The following is a 14424-nucleotide window of genomic DNA, read 5'->3' as shown; positions in this document are numbered from 1 at the left end:
TTTATGCCGTTGTGGCTTTACCTGCTCGGAACGACGTTGACCTGTTCAGTCGGCGATAACGCCGAATCAGCGCCATCGGAATTTAACCGGATCAATCGGCGGCTTTCAGCCAGAGAGGTTCAGACCGCATGCTCAAGCTCAGCGATATTCTCGTCTCCAACAAAGAACTTGAGAGCTTTGAAGAATTGATTCCCGCGATTCAGGAGATTGCGCGGCACGGTGAGCGATTCTTCCGCATCGACGTGAAGCCTCCGTTCTCCGACACACCGGATGACTGGGAAGATCGGCTCGAGGCTGCATTTAGCGGTCTTGTGCGTTAACAACGGCAACCACCTGTCGCTAGCCACAGCAAGGCGAGCGACACATCCAGCGCGTCCGCGCCCGATTGCGCGGTCGTCGCGGAATTGAGGCATCCATTCATAAAGAGGACAGCGCCGTACGCGGCGACAAAGAGCAGTTGCCATGAAGCATTACGACATCACGCGGAGTCAGTTGCAGGATACAGCCGCTGATTCCATTACTCCTCGAGCCGCTGAGGATGCAGCGCTGGAGTCACACCTGCTGGCGCTCGAGGAGCAATACGCCACCCTCCAACGTATGGGCGCCGATCGCCCGCAATTAGCCGAGCTGCAACTCCAACAGGCCCGCACCTTGGTGGGGCTGGGCCGCGGCGAGGATGCCTGGCCGCTGGCTCGCGAAGCCTTCGAGGCTTTCATCGCCAGCGACGCCTTCGAATCCGCGGCCGATTGTTGCGATGTCCTGTTCCGCGCCGAGCAATCGCAATCGCTCAGCGCTCTTGGTCAGGGGATCTGGCTCGCGGTCACCTACCCGATCGATGTCGAACTCTCGATCGAACTCCTATCGCATGTCGTCGACGAGACCCCAGATGATGCCGACGGGGCTGCGGTCGCCGCGACCACCGCGCTCTTTCTCGCCGACGTCCGCGCCGAAGGCGTACAACGCGAGAACCTCCGCTTCTTCGCATCGCAGATCCTCGCCGATGTCGCCCGCCGTCATAGCGGCGTTGAATCGCAAGAGGCTTTCGATCTCTGGCGCGATCGCCTAGAACTTCGCGAGCCCGAGAAGTTCCTCGTCCGGCTGCGCAATGTGGTCGACGTACTCGTGCAAGATCAGTGGTGGTTCGATCGCGACGCCTTACAAGGCAAACTCCCCGTCAACTGAGACAGATCCATGTTCTGGCAAGAATCCGATTCGGAGCCCCAGCAACCCCAAGTTCCCGATGATGTCATCGACCTCATGTTCCCCCTGCAACGATGCAAATCGCTGCCCGTGGATCATGCACACGCGCTCTCCGAGGCCCTGATCAGCGCCGTCGCCTGGCTTGCCGACGAGCCACGGGCGGCCATTCATACGATTCACGTCGCGGGCTCGCAAAACGGCTGGGAACGCCCCTCGCACGGGCGCGAGCAGCATCTGCTACCCTCGCGCCGCACCAAGCTCGGTATCCGCCTCCCACGTGCCCGCGCTGATGAGCTAAAAACCGCGCTCGAAGGGCGAACCCTCGAGATCGAGGGCTCAAGCTTCACGCTCGGCCCGGCCAAGGAGCGCCCGCTCAGCCCCGAAAGGACCTTGTTTGCACGCTACGTCGTCGCCAATGCCGACGAGAACGAGGATCAGTTCCTGCAACGTATCGCCAGCGAACTCGGGCAGCGCGGAATCAAGATACGCAAGGCCTTGTGCGGAAAGACCATATCACTCAGCACCCCCACCGGCCCTATGCTGACACGCAGTCTGATGCTCGCCGAGCTCAACCACGATGACGCCATCGCGCTGCAGCAACAGGGCATCGGCACTCACCAGAGCATGGGATGCGGCATCTTTCTGCCGCATAAGGGTATCGACGCAGTTGCAAAGACCGCTAGCTGAGCAAGCGCCACGCGTGCAGGTGACGGCCGCACAACAATTGACTAATATTCGCGGGTTTTCATAGGCGGGCGCCGGTCCCGATCGGCTGCATGCCCATGATTGATCAACCCCAGACCGCCAAACTGACCGTTGGCGGCATTGAACGACGAGAGGAGCATTCGACATGACGATCGAAGTGAACGGCAAGAGCATCGAAACCACCGACTCCGGGTTCCTGGTCAACCCCCTCGATTGGAACGAAGATGTCGCCCAAGCGCTGGCCGAGATCGAGGGTATCGAGCTGAGCGAGCGCCACTGGGACGTGATCAATTATCTGCGCGATGAGTACCTCAACAACAACCAAAACCAACCCATGGAGCGGGCTCTCCTCAAGGACATAGGCAAAAAGTGGGGTAGCAAGCCGAGCAGCAAGGAGGTCTACCAGCTGTTCCCGCTGGCACCGACCAAGCAAGGCACCAAGATCGCCGGTCTCCCCGAGGTGCAGCGCAAAGGCGGTTACTGAGTACAGGCCGACCTAACCTGCGCAAAGCCGGCCTTTAGGTCGGCTTTTTTGGCGTCGGCTCAATGCTCGGACTTCTCAAGCAGAGACCAACGGCGAACGATCAGCGCCTGTTCTCTTCATTCCCCGGAGTTTGGCCCGACGCCGCCGCCCCCATTCCTGCGGCGAATAATCGTTGCATCATGTCCATCCCAGCGAGGCTCGTTTTGAAGTAAGGCTGCATCAGCTCCATCGGGTCATAGCCCTCGGCGCCTTGCTCAATGCGCGCCTGAATATCATGCAGCATACGCTGCTGTAGCCCCTCGAGATCTGGAAGCCCCATGAGTTGACGCAGCTCGGCTGGCGACACCTCGACGTCGATATGAAATTTCATCAGCTTTCCCCAGTGGTGATCCTATGGCTCAAATCTGGGCTCCTCGGATGAGAGTGGGCCCCTCTGTCAGTGCCGGCTTGAGCGCGGCGGTAGTTCTGGCCGCACCGGCTCTTCGACGACCAGACTACGGCGCACACGCCGACCTAGCAGCACGCAGGCGCGCTCAAACGCACGTTCGGCCGCGGCGGCCGACCACTCCCAATCCACCGCCGGAGCACTCGAGCGTGCCTGCCAATGAGCCAGGATAAAGACAGACCCGACCCGCACTTCGAGGGTCCAATCATGCCAGGCAGCGGTGTTATCCTGCTCATCGATAAACTCCTGCTCGATGAGCCGGATACTTTTATCGCCTGTCTCGTCCATCGCCGCAATCTGTGACAGGATCGCGTCATCGTCAACGCAGCTCTCCCATCCCGTGTGTACCGCAGAGGCTGTCTCCATCAGCGCATGCGCGATGAGTTCGGGCGTTAGCTTGAAGTTCAACGGGCTGTCCCAGTCAGGATCGGCACCGAACTTGAAATCTGGCGTTGGGTTGATGGTCATCGACATGTGCGAGCGCGACAGCAAGGAACGGCGAATACCCGCTTAGCTTAAACCCGGAGGCATGTTCATGTCTGTTCTCGCTGATCTCAGCATCTTCCCCGTCGGTCAAGGCGAGCACCTGAGCGGCTACGTCGCGTCCGTGGTGGCATTGATCGCCGACAGCGGCCATCCCTATCAGCTGACCGCCATGGGGACCCTGTTCGAGACTGAACACATCGGCGCTGCGTTATCGCTCATCGAACAGGCGCACGCAGTGCTTGCCGAGGCTGGCTGCCAACGCGTCTATGCCACGGTCAAGCTCGATATTCGAGAGGGAACCCAGGGCCGCCTCACGCAGAAAACAGCCAGCGTCGAGGCGCGCCTGCCGCGTCCCTGACACCCGCCGCCAGACCAACCGACCATTGGCCATCCCGCCTGCTTTCGATCGACGCTGGAGCTAGTATGTCGTCCGATTCCGATTCGTTGCACCGCTTCGTCTTCGAACACTCGCGCGTCCGCGGCGAGCTGGTTCGACTCGATACCACCTGGCAAACCGTACTCGAGCGTCACAGCTATCCACAGGCCGTGAAGCAGCCGCTCGGTGAAGCACTGGTCTCGGTGCTGCTGCTCACCGCCACGCTCAAGCTCGAGGGCTCGCTGATCCTCCAGGCTCAAGGCGAGGGCCCGATTCGCACGCTGGTTGCCCAAGCGACCCACAAGGGAACGGTCAGGGGCCTGGCCCGCTGGGAGGGTGACATCCCGGCTGGCGATCTACAGGACTTGTTTGGCAATGGGCGATTAACATTGACAATCGACGCCAAGCATCGCGACCGTTACCAAGGCATCGTGCCGCTGCAGGGCGCTGGAATCGGCGCCGCTCTCGAGGGCTACTTCGCCTCCTCGGAGCAACTGCCATCGCGCTTCTGGCTTGCCGTGAATGACAAACGCGCGGCCGGCATGATGCTGCAGCGCTTGCCAGGGGATACCGATGACCAGGACGACTGGAACCGAGCCGTGATCCTGGCCGATACCGTGCAGTCGCATGAACTGCTGCAACAAGACGCGCCCAATCTATTGCGGCGTCTGTTCCATGAGGAAGACATCCGGCTCTTCGAACCCGAACCAGTGGCCTTCCGATGCAACTGCTCACGCACACGGATTGCCGACAACCTGCGCGCGCTTGGATCGGAGGAGATCGATGACCTCATCGCCGAGCAGGGGGTGATCGACGTGACCTGCGAATTCTGCAATCGCGGTTACCGCTTCGATGCGGTTGATGCGCGCGGGCTGTTCACGGGTGTCGTCAACGCCACCGCGCCCTTGGCCCAACACTAAAAACGCGGCGCGCAGGGCCCGATGACAGCCTCATGCTATCCTGCTAAACCATAACCACCCTCTCGAAACCGCATCCGCGAGAACCGATCACCATGTCTTACCTGCTCGTCCTCTATTACAGCCGTTATGGTGCCACCGCGGAGATGGCGCGCCAGGTCGCGCGCGGCTCTGAAGAGGCCGGCATGGAGGCCCGATTACGCACGGTCGCGCCCGTCTCGACGGTCTGCGAGGCCACCGAGGAGGCGATTCCCGACGCCGGCGCCCCCTATGCCGAACAAGCCGATCTGCGCGACTGTAGCGCGCTCGCGCTCGGCAGCCCGACGCGCTTCGGCAACATGGCGGCGGCCATGAAGTACTTCCTCGACGGCAGCTCGCCGCTCTGGCTAGCGGGCGGGCTGAGCGGCAAACCGGCCGGGGTCTTCACCTCCACCTCCAGCCTGCATGGCGGTCAGGAGACCACGCTGCTGTCGATGATGCTGCCCCTGATGCATCACGGCATGCTGTTGGCTGGGCTCCCGTATAGCGAGACTGGCCTGCTCCATACCCAGGCCGGCGGCACACCTTATGGCCCTTCGCATGTGGCCGGCATCAATAACGACCAGCCCCTCACCGAGATCGAGCGTCAGCTCTGCCAGGCACTCGGTCATCGTCTTGCCACCACGGCCGCGGCTCTCGGGCGCTGAACCCCCGGTGCACGAGCCGCCACCTCCGCAGCTTGCGCTCGCGCTACGCCAACCGGAACCGAGCGGACTTGACGGTTTTGTGTCACATGGCAACGCGTCCGTCGTAGCCGCCGTGCGGCACTGGGCTGATGGTAGCGGCGAGCCTTATCTCTATATCCATGGCGCGGCGGCGAGCGGCAAGTCACGCTTACTGGTTTGCGCCGCCGGCGAGATCCGCCAGCGCGGGCTCAGCGTCATCTACCTGCCGCTGGATACACCCAAGCTCACCCCGGATGTCCTTGATGACCTCGAGCAGCGCGACGCCATTCTTCTCGACGCGGTCCAGGCCATTGCCGGCAATCGCGCCTGGGAGCAAGCACTGTTCAACCTCTACAACCGCGCCCGAGATGCCAGACGACGGTTGCTCGCGGCCGCGCGCCAGCCGACCGGCCGGCTCGGCCTCCAGCTCCCCGATCTCTCATCGCGCCTGGCCGCAGGCCCAAGCTATAACCTGAAACCCCTGAGCGACGCCGGCCGGGCTGAATTATTGCGCATCGGCGCCGAGCAGCGCGGACTGCGCCTCGGCGACGCGATGATCAGCTATATCCTCAGCCGCTGCCCGCGCGACCCAGGCGTCCTGCGCGAACTCCTCGATACGATCGATCGCAGCGCCCTTGCCGAACAGCGGCAACCCTCGATCAGATCGATCGGCCGGCTTCTCGAACAGCTCGAGCGAAGCACCAGCGACCCCCAAACCAACACCCTGTCCGCCGCAGAGGAACAGTTCCAGCCCAACGCGGCCGATTGAGCGCGTGTATCGAGCGCGCTTGGCGCGTATCTCCGTGATATCGCCGAGATCCTTGAGCCCGCGCAATAGAATACCGAGCCCGGTCTTGAACGCTTGCGGCGGACTTGCTTTGATACCCGGCGAATTTCAGGGCATCTGCTCAAGTTGCCCGCTCACCGGCAACAGCACGCGCCCTGATCGACTGCGATGCCCAACCCGCACCCTGCGGACCAAACCATAGAGTTCACAGCATGGCCTTGATCGATTGTCCGGAATGCGGCGGCCAGGTCTCGGACCGCGCCCCAACCTGCCCGCACTGCGGCGTTCCCATCGCCAACAGCGCCAATGCGTCCATCGGCGCCAAGTCCGAGCAGCGTACCCAAACCGCCACCGCGCCCATGAATACCGCCGAGCCAGCGGCCTCCAACACTGTCGATGCGAGCGATTCGAGTCTGCATGAGACCGTCGAGCCATTCAAATTACGCCTCGCCGGGCGCCCAATCCCGATTGCCGGCATCCTGTTCTGGGGCGGCATGGTGGTCGGTATCATCATGCGCTACATGTTCCCGCCCGAGCCCGACGCCGAACTCGAGATCTGGCGGCGCGTGCCTTGGCTCATGATCTGGGCCGGTGTGCTCTGGTTCGCGGTCACCGAGTTTGGCGCGCTGATCAAGAACAAACTCAGCAAACAACGCTAACGGCAGGGTTTTAGCGGCAGCGGGCGGACATGCACCGCTCGCGGAGGTCGTGTATCGTCGGGCCCTGAGGCTCACGCAGCGCCATACCCACCCTCGACGGATACGGTAAGACCGATGCCCATCATCGCCACGCAACCGAGTGTTCGAGTCGTCACGCTGAGGATCGATGGTCACGATCTCTCGGCGCGCGAAGACGAAACCATCATCGAAGTGTGCCGGGAGAACAAGATCCCGATCCCAAGCCTGTGTTGGATGGACGGGCTCTCCGTGGTCGGCGCCTGCCGGCTGTGCATGGTCGAGGTCGCCGGTCAAAACCGCCTGCTCGCGGCCTGTGCGACCCGCGTCGCCGAGGGCATGGAGGTCACCACCACCTCCGAGAAGCTGCAGCGCTATCGGCGCACGCTCGTCGAGCTGCTGTTCGCCGAGCGCAATCACATCTGCTCGGTCTGCGTCTCCAACGGCCACTGCGAGCTGCAGTGGCTGGCCACGACCTGTGGTGTCGACCATGTGCGCATGCCCTACCGCAATCACGGCTACGCGGTCGACAGCACGCATGAGATGTTCCGCGTCGACCACAACCGCTGTGTGCTCTGCACCCGCTGCGTGCGCGTCTGCGACGAGATCGAAGGCGCCCACACCTGGGACATCATGGGCCGCGGCAGCGACTGCCAGGTCATCACCGATCTGGCCAGACCCTGGGGCGCGAGCGACACCTGCACGAGCTGTGGTAAATGCGTGCAGGTCTGCCCGACCGGTGCCCTGGTCAAGCAGGGCACGTCGGTCGGTGAAATGGTCAAAGATCAGCACTTCCTGCCGATTCTGGCCCGACGGAGGTCCGCACGATGACCACCCACAGCAACGCCTCGACCTCGAGCGCCTCTCAGCCGCAGCCCGCCGCAGGCGCTGAGACGAGCACTGACGACAAGATCCAAGTCGCGACCATCTGGCTCGATGGCTGCTCCGGCTGCCATATGTCCTTCCTCGACATGGACGAGCGCCTGGTCGATCTGGTCCAGAAGATCGACATCGTCTACAGCCCGTTCGTCGATACCAAGACCCTGCCCGAGCAGGTCGATGTCGGCATCATCGAGGGCTCGATCAGCAACGAGGAGGATCTGCACAAGGCGAAGCGCTTTCGCAAGCACTGCAAACTGCTCATCAGCCTGGGCGACTGCGCGGTCAACGGCAACATTCCGGCGATGCGCAATCCGTTCAAGCTCGAGAGCGTCTACGAGCGCGCCTATCTCGAGAACGTCAACGTCCACCAACAGATCCCGAGCGTTGGCGTCCCGGCACTGCTCAAGACGGTCCTGCCGGTGCATGCGGTGGTCACGATCGATGTGTTCGTGCCCGGCTGTCCGCCGAATGCCGATGCCATCCACGCTGTGCTGAGCGAATTGATCGCCGGGCGCACCCCGCAGCCGCTGAGTCACACGCGCTTCGGCGCCTAGCCGAATGGCGCACCGAGTGCTCCCCCATCCACGCATCATGCCCCGGACCCAGCGACCATGAGCCGAACCATCAGCATCGACCCGGTCACCCGCATCGAGGGCCATGCCCGCATCTCGCTGCAGCTCGCCGACAGCGGCGCCGTCGAGGACGCCAAATTCCATCTGACCCAATTCCGCGGCTTCGAGAAGTTCTGCGAGGGCCGCCCCTACCGCGAGATGCCGGCCCTGACCGCGCGCACCTGCGGCATCTGCCCGGTCAGCCACTTGCTCGCCTCCAACAAGGCCTGTGACGACCTGCTCGCGGTCACCATCCCGCCCACCGCCGAGAAGCTGCGCCGGCTGATGAACCTCGCGCAACTGCTGCAATCGCACGCGCTGTCGTTCTTCCACCTCTCCTCGCCGGATCTCCTACTGGGCTGGGATTCCGACCCGGCCAAGCGCAACATCTTCGGCGTCATGGCCAAGGACCCGGAACTGGCCAAGCAGGGCATCAAGCTGCGCCAGATCGGCCAGACCATCATCGAGATGCTCGGCGGCAAGAAGATCCATCCGACCTGGGTGGTGCCGGGCGGGGTCAACGAGCCGCTCGACAGCGACAAGCGCGAGGCGATGCTGAACATGCTGCCCGAGGCGTTGACCATCGCCAAGGACACCTACGCGCTGTTCAAGACCATGGTGCCCACGTTCAAGGACGAGGCCGAGCACTTCGGCACCATGCAGACCATGTTCCTGTCGCTGGTCTCACCCAAGGGCCAGCTCGAGCACTACGACGGCTTCTTGCGTCTCAAGGACGCCCAGGGACGCATCGTCGAAGACAGGGTGCCGCCGTCGGACTATCCCCGCATCGTCGGCGAGGCGGTCGAGGACTTCAGCTACATGAAGTTCCCCTACTACAAGCCGATGGGCTACCCGAACGGTATTTATCGGGTCGGCCCGCTGGCCCGGCTCAATAACGCCGAGAGCTGCGGCACGCCGTTCGCCGATGTCGCCCTGGCCGAGTTCCACATGCTGCAGGAAGACTCCGGGCCGGTGCGCTCGAGCTTCCACTACCATTACGCGCGTCTGGTCGAGATCATCTTCGCGATCGAGATGATGCAACGGCTGCTCAAGGACACGGGAATCCTCGACACGCGGGTGCGCGCCCATGCGCGCGGCAACCGCGACGAGGGCATCGGCGTCTCCGAGGCTCCGCGCGGCACCCTGATGCATCACTACAAGATCGACGAAGCGGGACTGATCACCTGGGTCGATCTGATCATCGCCACCGGCCACAACAATCTGGCGATGAACCGCAGCATCAAGCAGGTCGCCGATGCCTATGTCGATGGCAACAAGCTGTCGGAAGGCATGCTCAATCGGGTCGAGGCGGTGATCCGCTGCTACGACCCCTGCCTCTCCTGCGCCTCGCATGCGTTCGGCCAGATGCCGTTGAGCATCGAGCTGAAGGATGCCTCAGGCACCGTCATCGATCGGCTGGTGCGCGACGCATGAGCGCCACGGTGCCTCAGCGTGATGAGCACTCGCACAGCACCGCTGGCGGGCCAACCCCTGACGCAGAAGGCACTGCCACTGTCCACCCGAGCAGCACCACGAGGCCGCTGCGAGCACTGGTGATCGGCTACGGCAGCCCGATTCGCGGCGACGATGCGCTCGGCCCGCTGGTCGCCGATCAGCTCGAGACGCGCGTCAGCGCCGATCCCGAGCTGAGCGCCCAGGTCGATGTCCAGGCACGCCACATCCTGACCGCCGAGCTGGTCGACGATCTCGCCCGCGCCGAGCGCGTCATCTTCATCGACGCGGCGGCCAATCTGCCGCCCGGCGAGGTCAGTCGCCAACGCCTAGCCCCGGATGCCAGCGCCCTCTCGACCATGGCCCATTTCCACGATCCGCGCGAGCTGCTCGCCTGGTGTCAGGCCCTGTATCAACGGGTGCCCGAGACCTGGCTGGTCTCGGCCGGCGGCGCCGACTGGGGCTATGCCTGCTATGCGCTGAGCGAGACGGCGCAGACGGCAGTCGCGCCGATGATTGCCGAGGTGCTGAGCCTCATCGGTGCCGAGCCCGACATCCCTGACACCGGCCCCTAAAATCGTTGCTGACCCCAATGCGCGAGATCGTCCAGATCGATATCTCCGGCCCCGACCGGCCCGGTATCACCATGGCCTTGACCCAGGTGCTGGCCCGCTATGAGGTCGCGGTGCTCGATATCGGCCAATCGGTGATCCACGACACCCTCGCCCTCGGCATGCTCATCGAGCTGCCCGAGGAGCCGGCGAGCTGCCCGGTGTTCAAGGAGCTGCTGTTCGCCGCCCATGAGCTGGGGCTCGCGGTGCGCTTCACCCCGGTCGAGGCCGATGCCTACGAGCGTTGGGTCGATGAGCAAGGCAAGGCGCGCCACATCCTGACCCTGCTCGGGCGCGAGATCACCGCCGCGCAGATCGCCCAAGTGTCCGCCGTGGTCACTCAGAACGGGCTCAACATCGAGCAGATCACGCGGCTCTCGGGGCGCATCTCGCGCCGCGCCAGCCGAGCGAGCCGCCCGGCCAGCGTCCAGCTCTGGCTCAAGGGCCCGGTCGCCGATGTCGGCGCCCTGCATGCGAGCTTCCTCGAGCTTGGCCATCACCTCGAGGTCGATATCGCCATCCAGGAGGACGACATCTTCCGCCGCAACCGGCGCCTGGTCTGCTTCGACATGGACTCGACCCTGATCCAGACCGAGGTCATCGACGAACTCGCCGCCGCCGCCGGCGTCGGCCCGCAGGTCGCCGAGATCACCGAACGCGCGATGCTGGGCGAGCTGGATTTCAACGAGAGCTTCCGCCGCCGCATGGCGCTGTTGGAGGGGCTCGAGGAGACGGTGCTTGCCGGTATCGCCGAGCGACTACCGATCACCGACGGCGCCGAGCGGCTGATCAGCGCCTTGAAGCAGCTCGGCTACCGGGTCGCGATCCTCTCCGGCGGCTTCACCTACTTCGCCGAGCACCTGCAGCGGCGCCTCGGCATCGATGACGTGCATGCCAATCAGCTCGAATTCGAGAACGGCCGACTGACCGGCCGCGTCACCGGCCGCATCGTCGACGGCCAACGCAAGGCCGAGCTGCTGCGTGAGATCGCCGCCCGCGAAGGCATCCGGCTGGAGCAGGTCATCGCCGTCGGCGACGGAGCCAACGACCTGCCGATGCTCTCGATCGCCGGCCTCGGCATCGCCTTCCACGCCAAGCCGCTGGTCAAGGAACAGGCGCGCCACTCGATCGCCACCGTCGGCCTCGATGGCATCCTCTATCTGATCGGCATGCGCGATCGCGATCTGGAGGCGCTAGCCCTCTAGTTGGCGAATCGCGTATAGTGCCGCGTTTGTAGCGAGCCGGTGCGCGGCCTCGGCTTCGCGTTGGTTTGGCTGTCTCGAGGATGTCGTTTTGCGACTGACGATCGACGAATTTCGCCACTGGCAGCATCGTTGCGTCACGCTGCTGGGGATGTCCGGGGTCGGCAAGACCTATCTCTCCGGGCTCCTGCGCCGCAACGATTGGTTTCATTATTCCGGCGACTATCGCATCGGCACCCGCTATCTCGATGAGCCGATCCTTGACCTGATCAAGCTGCAGGCGATGCAGGTGCCCTTCCTGCGCGATCTCCTGCGTCGCGATTGGGTTGCATTCCAGAACAAGATCCAAGTCGATGACCTGGGGCCCGTGTTGAGCTTCGTCGGCCAGCTCGGCGATCCAGACAAGGGCGGTTTATCGCTGCCCGAGTTCAACCGGCGTCAGGCGCTCTATCGCGATGCCGAGATCCGTGCCATGCAGGATGTGCCGGAGTTCATCCGCAAAGCGCGCGAGATCTATGGCTATAGCCACTTCGTCAACGATGTCGGCGGCAGCCTCTGCGAACTCGAAGAACCCACGGTGATCGATCTCTTAGCCCAGCACAGCCTGATCCTCTACATCCGCGTACCCCAGGCCGACGAGATCAAGCTCATTCGGCGCGCCCAGGCCGATCCAAAGCCGCTCTATTTTCGCCCGGCCTTCATCAAGACCGCGGTCAAGGACTATCTCAACGAGCATGGGCTCGAGTATGTCGCCGATATCGATCCGAACGACTTCACGCGTTGGGTGTTCCCGCGCCTGTTCCACTCACGGGTGCCACGCTACGAAGCGATTGCGCGGCCCTATGGCTATACGGTCGAGTCAACCGAGGTCGCCGCGGTGCGCGATGAGCAGGATTTCCTGACCCTGATCGAAACCGCGATCGCGCGCACGCCGGTGCCGGCGCCCGAGGATGAAACCGAGACCTTTCAGTGGCTCGATCGCAGCCAAGGCTGACAGGAACACACCGATGCCGATCGTTGCCCATAACGACTTGCCAACCTTCAATCGCCTGCGCACCGAGGGGCAGAACATCCTCGAGTCCGACTGGGCGATCCATCAGGATATCCGCGAACTCCACGTTGGCCTGCTCAACATGATGCCGGATGCGGCCTTGGCCGCCACCGAGCGTCAGTTCTTTCGGCTGGTCGGGCAGAGCAATCAGATCGCCCAATTCTATGTGCATCCCTTCTCACTGCCGGGCCTGCCGCGCGGTAAGAAGGCGAGGGCGCATATCGAACGCTACTATCAGCCCTTCGAGACGGTGCGCGAGCAAGGGCTAGACGCGCTCATTATTACCGGCGCCAATGTAAGCGGCCCGGAACTGACACAACAACCGTTTTGGTCACCGTTGATCGAGGTGGTGGACTGGGCCTTCGAGCATGTCACCTCGATCCTCTGCTCCTGCCTTGCAACCCATGCGGTGATGCAGTTTCGCTACGGACAACCACGCCAGCCCCTGCCGCGCAAGCGCTGGGGTGTATTCACGCATCGCGTGGTCGACCAAACACATCCGCTCGTCGAAAGTACCAACACCCTGTTCGACGTCCCGCATTCGCGCTTCAACGAGGTCAGCCGAGACCAGTTCGAAGCGGTTGGGGCGCGGGTTCTGGTCGAGAGCGATGTATCCGGCGTGCACCTGGCCACCAGCCCAGATGGGCTGCGCATCGTCATGTTCCAGGGCCACCCTGAGTACGACACCATCTCGTTGCTCAAGGAATACAAACGCGAGGTCCAGCGTTTCGCGACCGACGCTCGCGCCGACTACCCACCCTTCCCGGACAATGTGTTCTCGCGCAAGGCGGTGGCCGTGCTCGAAGAGCATCGCCATATGCTTCAACGGGCTCTAGACCGCGGCCGGGAACCGCCACCGTTTCCTGAGGCACGCATCGCGGACGGACTCAACAATACCTGGCGCGATACCGCCGAAGGGGTGGTCGGGAACTGGCTGGGACTGATCTATCGGGTGACCCACAACGACCGCTGTCTCCCCTTCATGGACTGGGTTGATCCTGCTGATCCGCTGCGTATGCTCATACGATCCTGACTCGTCCTTCGTCAGCGAAAACAACGGCTTCCCTAGTGAGCCGCACTGCCTTACGTGAGCTTGATCACGGTGATGGTGCTGTTTTGCATTTTTTGTTGCGGAAACGCACTTTTGTTGTTTTTTTAAAACTAAAAAGAATTCATCGATCTTTCTGCTAGAAATGTGCGTAGTTCCGCATTTTTTCCGTCAAACAAAGGTTAGACTTTCCCTTGTCAAGTGGCATTCACGCTTATAGACTATGCAACAAGAGGCCGCAAGACGTACTTTTGCGACATGCGCGGTTTTGACGTTCGGGAAATCCCGAATGCAGCGGCTCTCCCATGTCGCTGCTCGACTTTCCGGATAGATCATTAAATACAATAGGTTAAGAGATGTTTGACGAAAAAGAACAAGTCATCCGCTACAAGTGGGACTCCTGGACCGGGTCCGGCTACCGTTTACGCTATGACGCCGCAGACCGAGCACACAGCTACCACGTTGAGGACTGCAGCAACCACGTCGTGATGGACGACTACGGCTGCTCGGACCTCGACGAGGCCCTGTTGGTGCTGAACCGCTTTTTCAGCATCGACGAATCAGACGAGCGCAGCCGGATTGCCGGTTGGCTGCCGCAGCAACGGCTACAATGACAGCGAGCTGAATCCTCGCGTAGTGCCTACCACCCTGAGCAGAGAAGACACGGCAAATCCGTTCTAACCAGCGGTCGCCAATCGGGCGTCGTGGGGTGGGGAATTTGCCGTCATGCCCAGATAATCGAAGACGCGGCGGACCTTGCGCGCGAGCTTATCGATGGTCGCAGCCACG

At 62.7% G+C, this 14424-nt stretch carries 19 protein-coding genes; 17 read left to right on the top strand and 2 right to left on the bottom strand.

Annotation, left to right across the window (positions count from 1 at the left end):
- Positions 1-128: 128 nt before the first annotated feature.
- From CCR82_RS01330 to CCR82_RS01315, 4 genes are all read left to right on the top strand, one after another.
- Positions 129-320, top strand: a complete 192-nt coding sequence (locus tag CCR82_RS01330) for a sulfur relay protein DsrC (RefSeq protein WP_201243459.1) — start codon at positions 129-131, stop codon at positions 318-320.
- 142 nt (positions 321-462) lie between these two features.
- Positions 463-1182 carry a hypothetical protein gene (locus tag CCR82_RS01325; protein WP_201243457.1) on the top strand — a complete coding sequence of 240 codons (720 nt, stop codon included), beginning with the start codon at positions 463-465 and terminating at the stop codon, positions 1180-1182.
- 9 nt (positions 1183-1191) lie between these two features.
- Positions 1192-1887 carry a type I-MYXAN CRISPR-associated protein Cas6/Cmx6 gene (gene cas6 / locus CCR82_RS01320; RefSeq protein WP_201243455.1) on the top strand — a complete coding sequence of 232 codons (696 nt, stop codon included), beginning with the start codon at positions 1192-1194 and terminating at the stop codon, positions 1885-1887.
- A gap of 163 nt (positions 1888-2050) precedes the next feature.
- Entirely contained in the window at positions 2051-2389 is a 339-nt protein-coding gene (locus CCR82_RS01315) for a TusE/DsrC/DsvC family sulfur relay protein (protein ID WP_201243453.1), read from the top strand.
- Between the two features lie 100 nt (positions 2390-2489).
- On the opposite strand, the gene CCR82_RS01310 is transcribed toward CCR82_RS01315, so the two are convergent.
- Together CCR82_RS01310 and CCR82_RS01305 are read right to left on the bottom strand one after the other, a co-directional pair.
- A complete protein-coding gene (locus tag CCR82_RS01310) occupies positions 2490-2759 on the bottom strand; it encodes a DUF6489 family protein (RefSeq protein ID WP_201243451.1) in 270 nt (89 codons plus the stop codon).
- A 66-nt stretch (positions 2760-2825) separates the two neighbouring features.
- A complete protein-coding gene (locus tag CCR82_RS01305; protein ID WP_242513163.1) occupies positions 2826-3308 on the bottom strand; it encodes a hypothetical protein in 483 nt (160 codons plus the stop codon).
- Positions 3309-3369: 61 nt separating this feature from the next.
- On the opposite strand from CCR82_RS01305, the gene CCR82_RS01300 reads away from it, so the two are divergent.
- From CCR82_RS01300 to CCR82_RS01240, 13 genes are all read left to right on the top strand, one after another.
- Positions 3370-3678, top strand: a complete 309-nt coding sequence (locus CCR82_RS01300; protein ID WP_201243449.1) for an MTH1187 family thiamine-binding protein — start codon at positions 3370-3372, stop codon at positions 3676-3678.
- Between the two features lie 65 nt (positions 3679-3743).
- Positions 3744-4616 carry an Hsp33 family molecular chaperone HslO gene (gene hslO, locus CCR82_RS01295; RefSeq protein WP_201243447.1) on the top strand — a complete coding sequence of 291 codons (873 nt, stop codon included), beginning with the start codon at positions 3744-3746 and terminating at the stop codon, positions 4614-4616.
- A gap of 92 nt (positions 4617-4708) precedes the next feature.
- Positions 4709-5299 carry an NAD(P)H:quinone oxidoreductase gene (gene wrbA / locus CCR82_RS01290; protein ID WP_201243445.1) on the top strand — a complete coding sequence of 197 codons (591 nt, stop codon included), beginning with the start codon at positions 4709-4711 and terminating at the stop codon, positions 5297-5299.
- The gene (hda, locus tag CCR82_RS01285) at positions 5181-6086 is read left to right on the top strand and encodes a DnaA regulatory inactivator Hda (RefSeq protein WP_338073073.1); all 906 of its coding nucleotides are present in this window, start codon (positions 5181-5183) and stop codon (positions 6084-6086) included. Before wrbA ends, hda begins: the two co-directional genes overlap by 119 nt.
- A gap of 230 nt (positions 6087-6316) precedes the next feature.
- A complete protein-coding gene (locus CCR82_RS01280) occupies positions 6317-6763 on the top strand; it encodes a zinc ribbon domain-containing protein (RefSeq protein WP_201243441.1) in 447 nt (148 codons plus the stop codon).
- Positions 6764-6877: 114 nt separating this feature from the next.
- A complete protein-coding gene (gene hoxU / locus CCR82_RS01275; RefSeq protein ID WP_201243440.1) occupies positions 6878-7609 on the top strand; it encodes a bidirectional hydrogenase complex protein HoxU in 732 nt (243 codons plus the stop codon).
- The gene (locus CCR82_RS01270; RefSeq protein WP_201243438.1) at positions 7606-8214 is read left to right on the top strand and encodes an NADH-quinone oxidoreductase subunit B family protein; all 609 of its coding nucleotides are present in this window, start codon (positions 7606-7608) and stop codon (positions 8212-8214) included. Before hoxU ends, CCR82_RS01270 begins: the two co-directional genes overlap by 4 nt.
- A gap of 57 nt (positions 8215-8271) precedes the next feature.
- Entirely contained in the window at positions 8272-9705 is a 1434-nt protein-coding gene (locus tag CCR82_RS01265; RefSeq protein ID WP_201243435.1) for a Ni/Fe hydrogenase subunit alpha, read from the top strand.
- An 8-nt stretch (positions 9706-9713) separates the two neighbouring features.
- Positions 9714-10298 carry a hydrogenase maturation protease gene (locus tag CCR82_RS01260; protein WP_338073072.1) on the top strand — a complete coding sequence of 195 codons (585 nt, stop codon included), beginning with the start codon at positions 9714-9716 and terminating at the stop codon, positions 10296-10298.
- Between the two features lie 17 nt (positions 10299-10315).
- Positions 10316-11539, top strand: a complete 1224-nt coding sequence (serB, locus tag CCR82_RS01255; protein WP_276570515.1) for a phosphoserine phosphatase SerB — start codon at positions 10316-10318, stop codon at positions 11537-11539.
- An 88-nt stretch (positions 11540-11627) separates the two neighbouring features.
- Positions 11628-12530, top strand: coding sequence for an ATPase (locus CCR82_RS01250; RefSeq protein ID WP_201243431.1), 903 nt, complete (start codon positions 11628-11630; stop codon positions 12528-12530).
- A gap of 13 nt (positions 12531-12543) precedes the next feature.
- Positions 12544-13620: a homoserine O-succinyltransferase MetA gene (gene metA, locus CCR82_RS01245; RefSeq protein WP_201243429.1), complete on the top strand. Its 1077-nt coding sequence runs from the start codon at positions 12544-12546 to the stop codon at positions 13618-13620.
- 371 nt (positions 13621-13991) lie between these two features.
- Positions 13992-14249 (top strand): hypothetical protein, encoded by a 258-nt coding sequence (locus CCR82_RS01240; RefSeq protein WP_201243427.1) that lies wholly within the window; start codon positions 13992-13994, stop codon positions 14247-14249.
- Positions 14250-14424 lie beyond the last annotated feature (175 nt).

Origin of the sequence: Halochromatium salexigens, assembly GCF_016653295.1 — a bacterium.
Taxonomy (GTDB): Bacteria; Pseudomonadota; Gammaproteobacteria; order Chromatiales; family Chromatiaceae; genus Lamprobacter; species Lamprobacter salexigens.
The sequence above is the reverse complement of the archived record's forward strand: the minus strand, read 5'-3'. Positions and strand labels throughout refer to the sequence as shown.

Coding starts and splice junctions, on each gene's coding strand:
- hslO (WP_201243447.1), top strand. CDS start 3,744: ATGTCGTCCGATTCCGATTCGTTGCACCGCTTCGTCTTCGAACACTCG.
- CCR82_RS01330 (WP_201243459.1), top strand. CDS start 129: ATGCTCAAGCTCAGCGATATTCTCGTCTCCAACAAAGAACTTGAGAGC.
- CCR82_RS01300 (WP_201243449.1), top strand. CDS start 3,370: ATGTCTGTTCTCGCTGATCTCAGCATCTTCCCCGTCGGTCAAGGCGAG.
- CCR82_RS01325 (WP_201243457.1), top strand. CDS start 463: ATGAAGCATTACGACATCACGCGGAGTCAGTTGCAGGATACAGCCGCT.
- CCR82_RS01240 (WP_201243427.1), top strand. CDS start 13,992: ATGTTTGACGAAAAAGAACAAGTCATCCGCTACAAGTGGGACTCCTGG.
- CCR82_RS01270 (WP_201243438.1), top strand. CDS start 7,606: ATGACCACCCACAGCAACGCCTCGACCTCGAGCGCCTCTCAGCCGCAG.
- CCR82_RS01265 (WP_201243435.1), top strand. CDS start 8,272: ATGAGCCGAACCATCAGCATCGACCCGGTCACCCGCATCGAGGGCCAT.
- CCR82_RS01305 (WP_242513163.1), bottom strand. CDS start 3,308: ATGTCGATGACCATCAACCCAACGCCAGATTTCAAGTTCGGTGCCGAT.
- cas6 (WP_201243455.1), top strand. CDS start 1,192: ATGTTCTGGCAAGAATCCGATTCGGAGCCCCAGCAACCCCAAGTTCCC.
- metA (WP_201243429.1), top strand. CDS start 12,544: ATGCCGATCGTTGCCCATAACGACTTGCCAACCTTCAATCGCCTGCGC.
- CCR82_RS01310 (WP_201243451.1), bottom strand. CDS start 2,759: ATGAAATTTCATATCGACGTCGAGGTGTCGCCAGCCGAGCTGCGTCAA.
- hoxU (WP_201243440.1), top strand. CDS start 6,878: ATGCCCATCATCGCCACGCAACCGAGTGTTCGAGTCGTCACGCTGAGG.
- CCR82_RS01315 (WP_201243453.1), top strand. CDS start 2,051: ATGACGATCGAAGTGAACGGCAAGAGCATCGAAACCACCGACTCCGGG.
- CCR82_RS01280 (WP_201243441.1), top strand. CDS start 6,317: ATGGCCTTGATCGATTGTCCGGAATGCGGCGGCCAGGTCTCGGACCGC.
- wrbA (WP_201243445.1), top strand. CDS start 4,709: ATGTCTTACCTGCTCGTCCTCTATTACAGCCGTTATGGTGCCACCGCG.
- hda (WP_338073073.1), top strand. CDS start 5,181: ATGGCCCTTCGCATGTGGCCGGCATCAATAACGACCAGCCCCTCACCG.
- serB (WP_276570515.1), top strand. CDS start 10,316: ATGCGCGAGATCGTCCAGATCGATATCTCCGGCCCCGACCGGCCCGGT.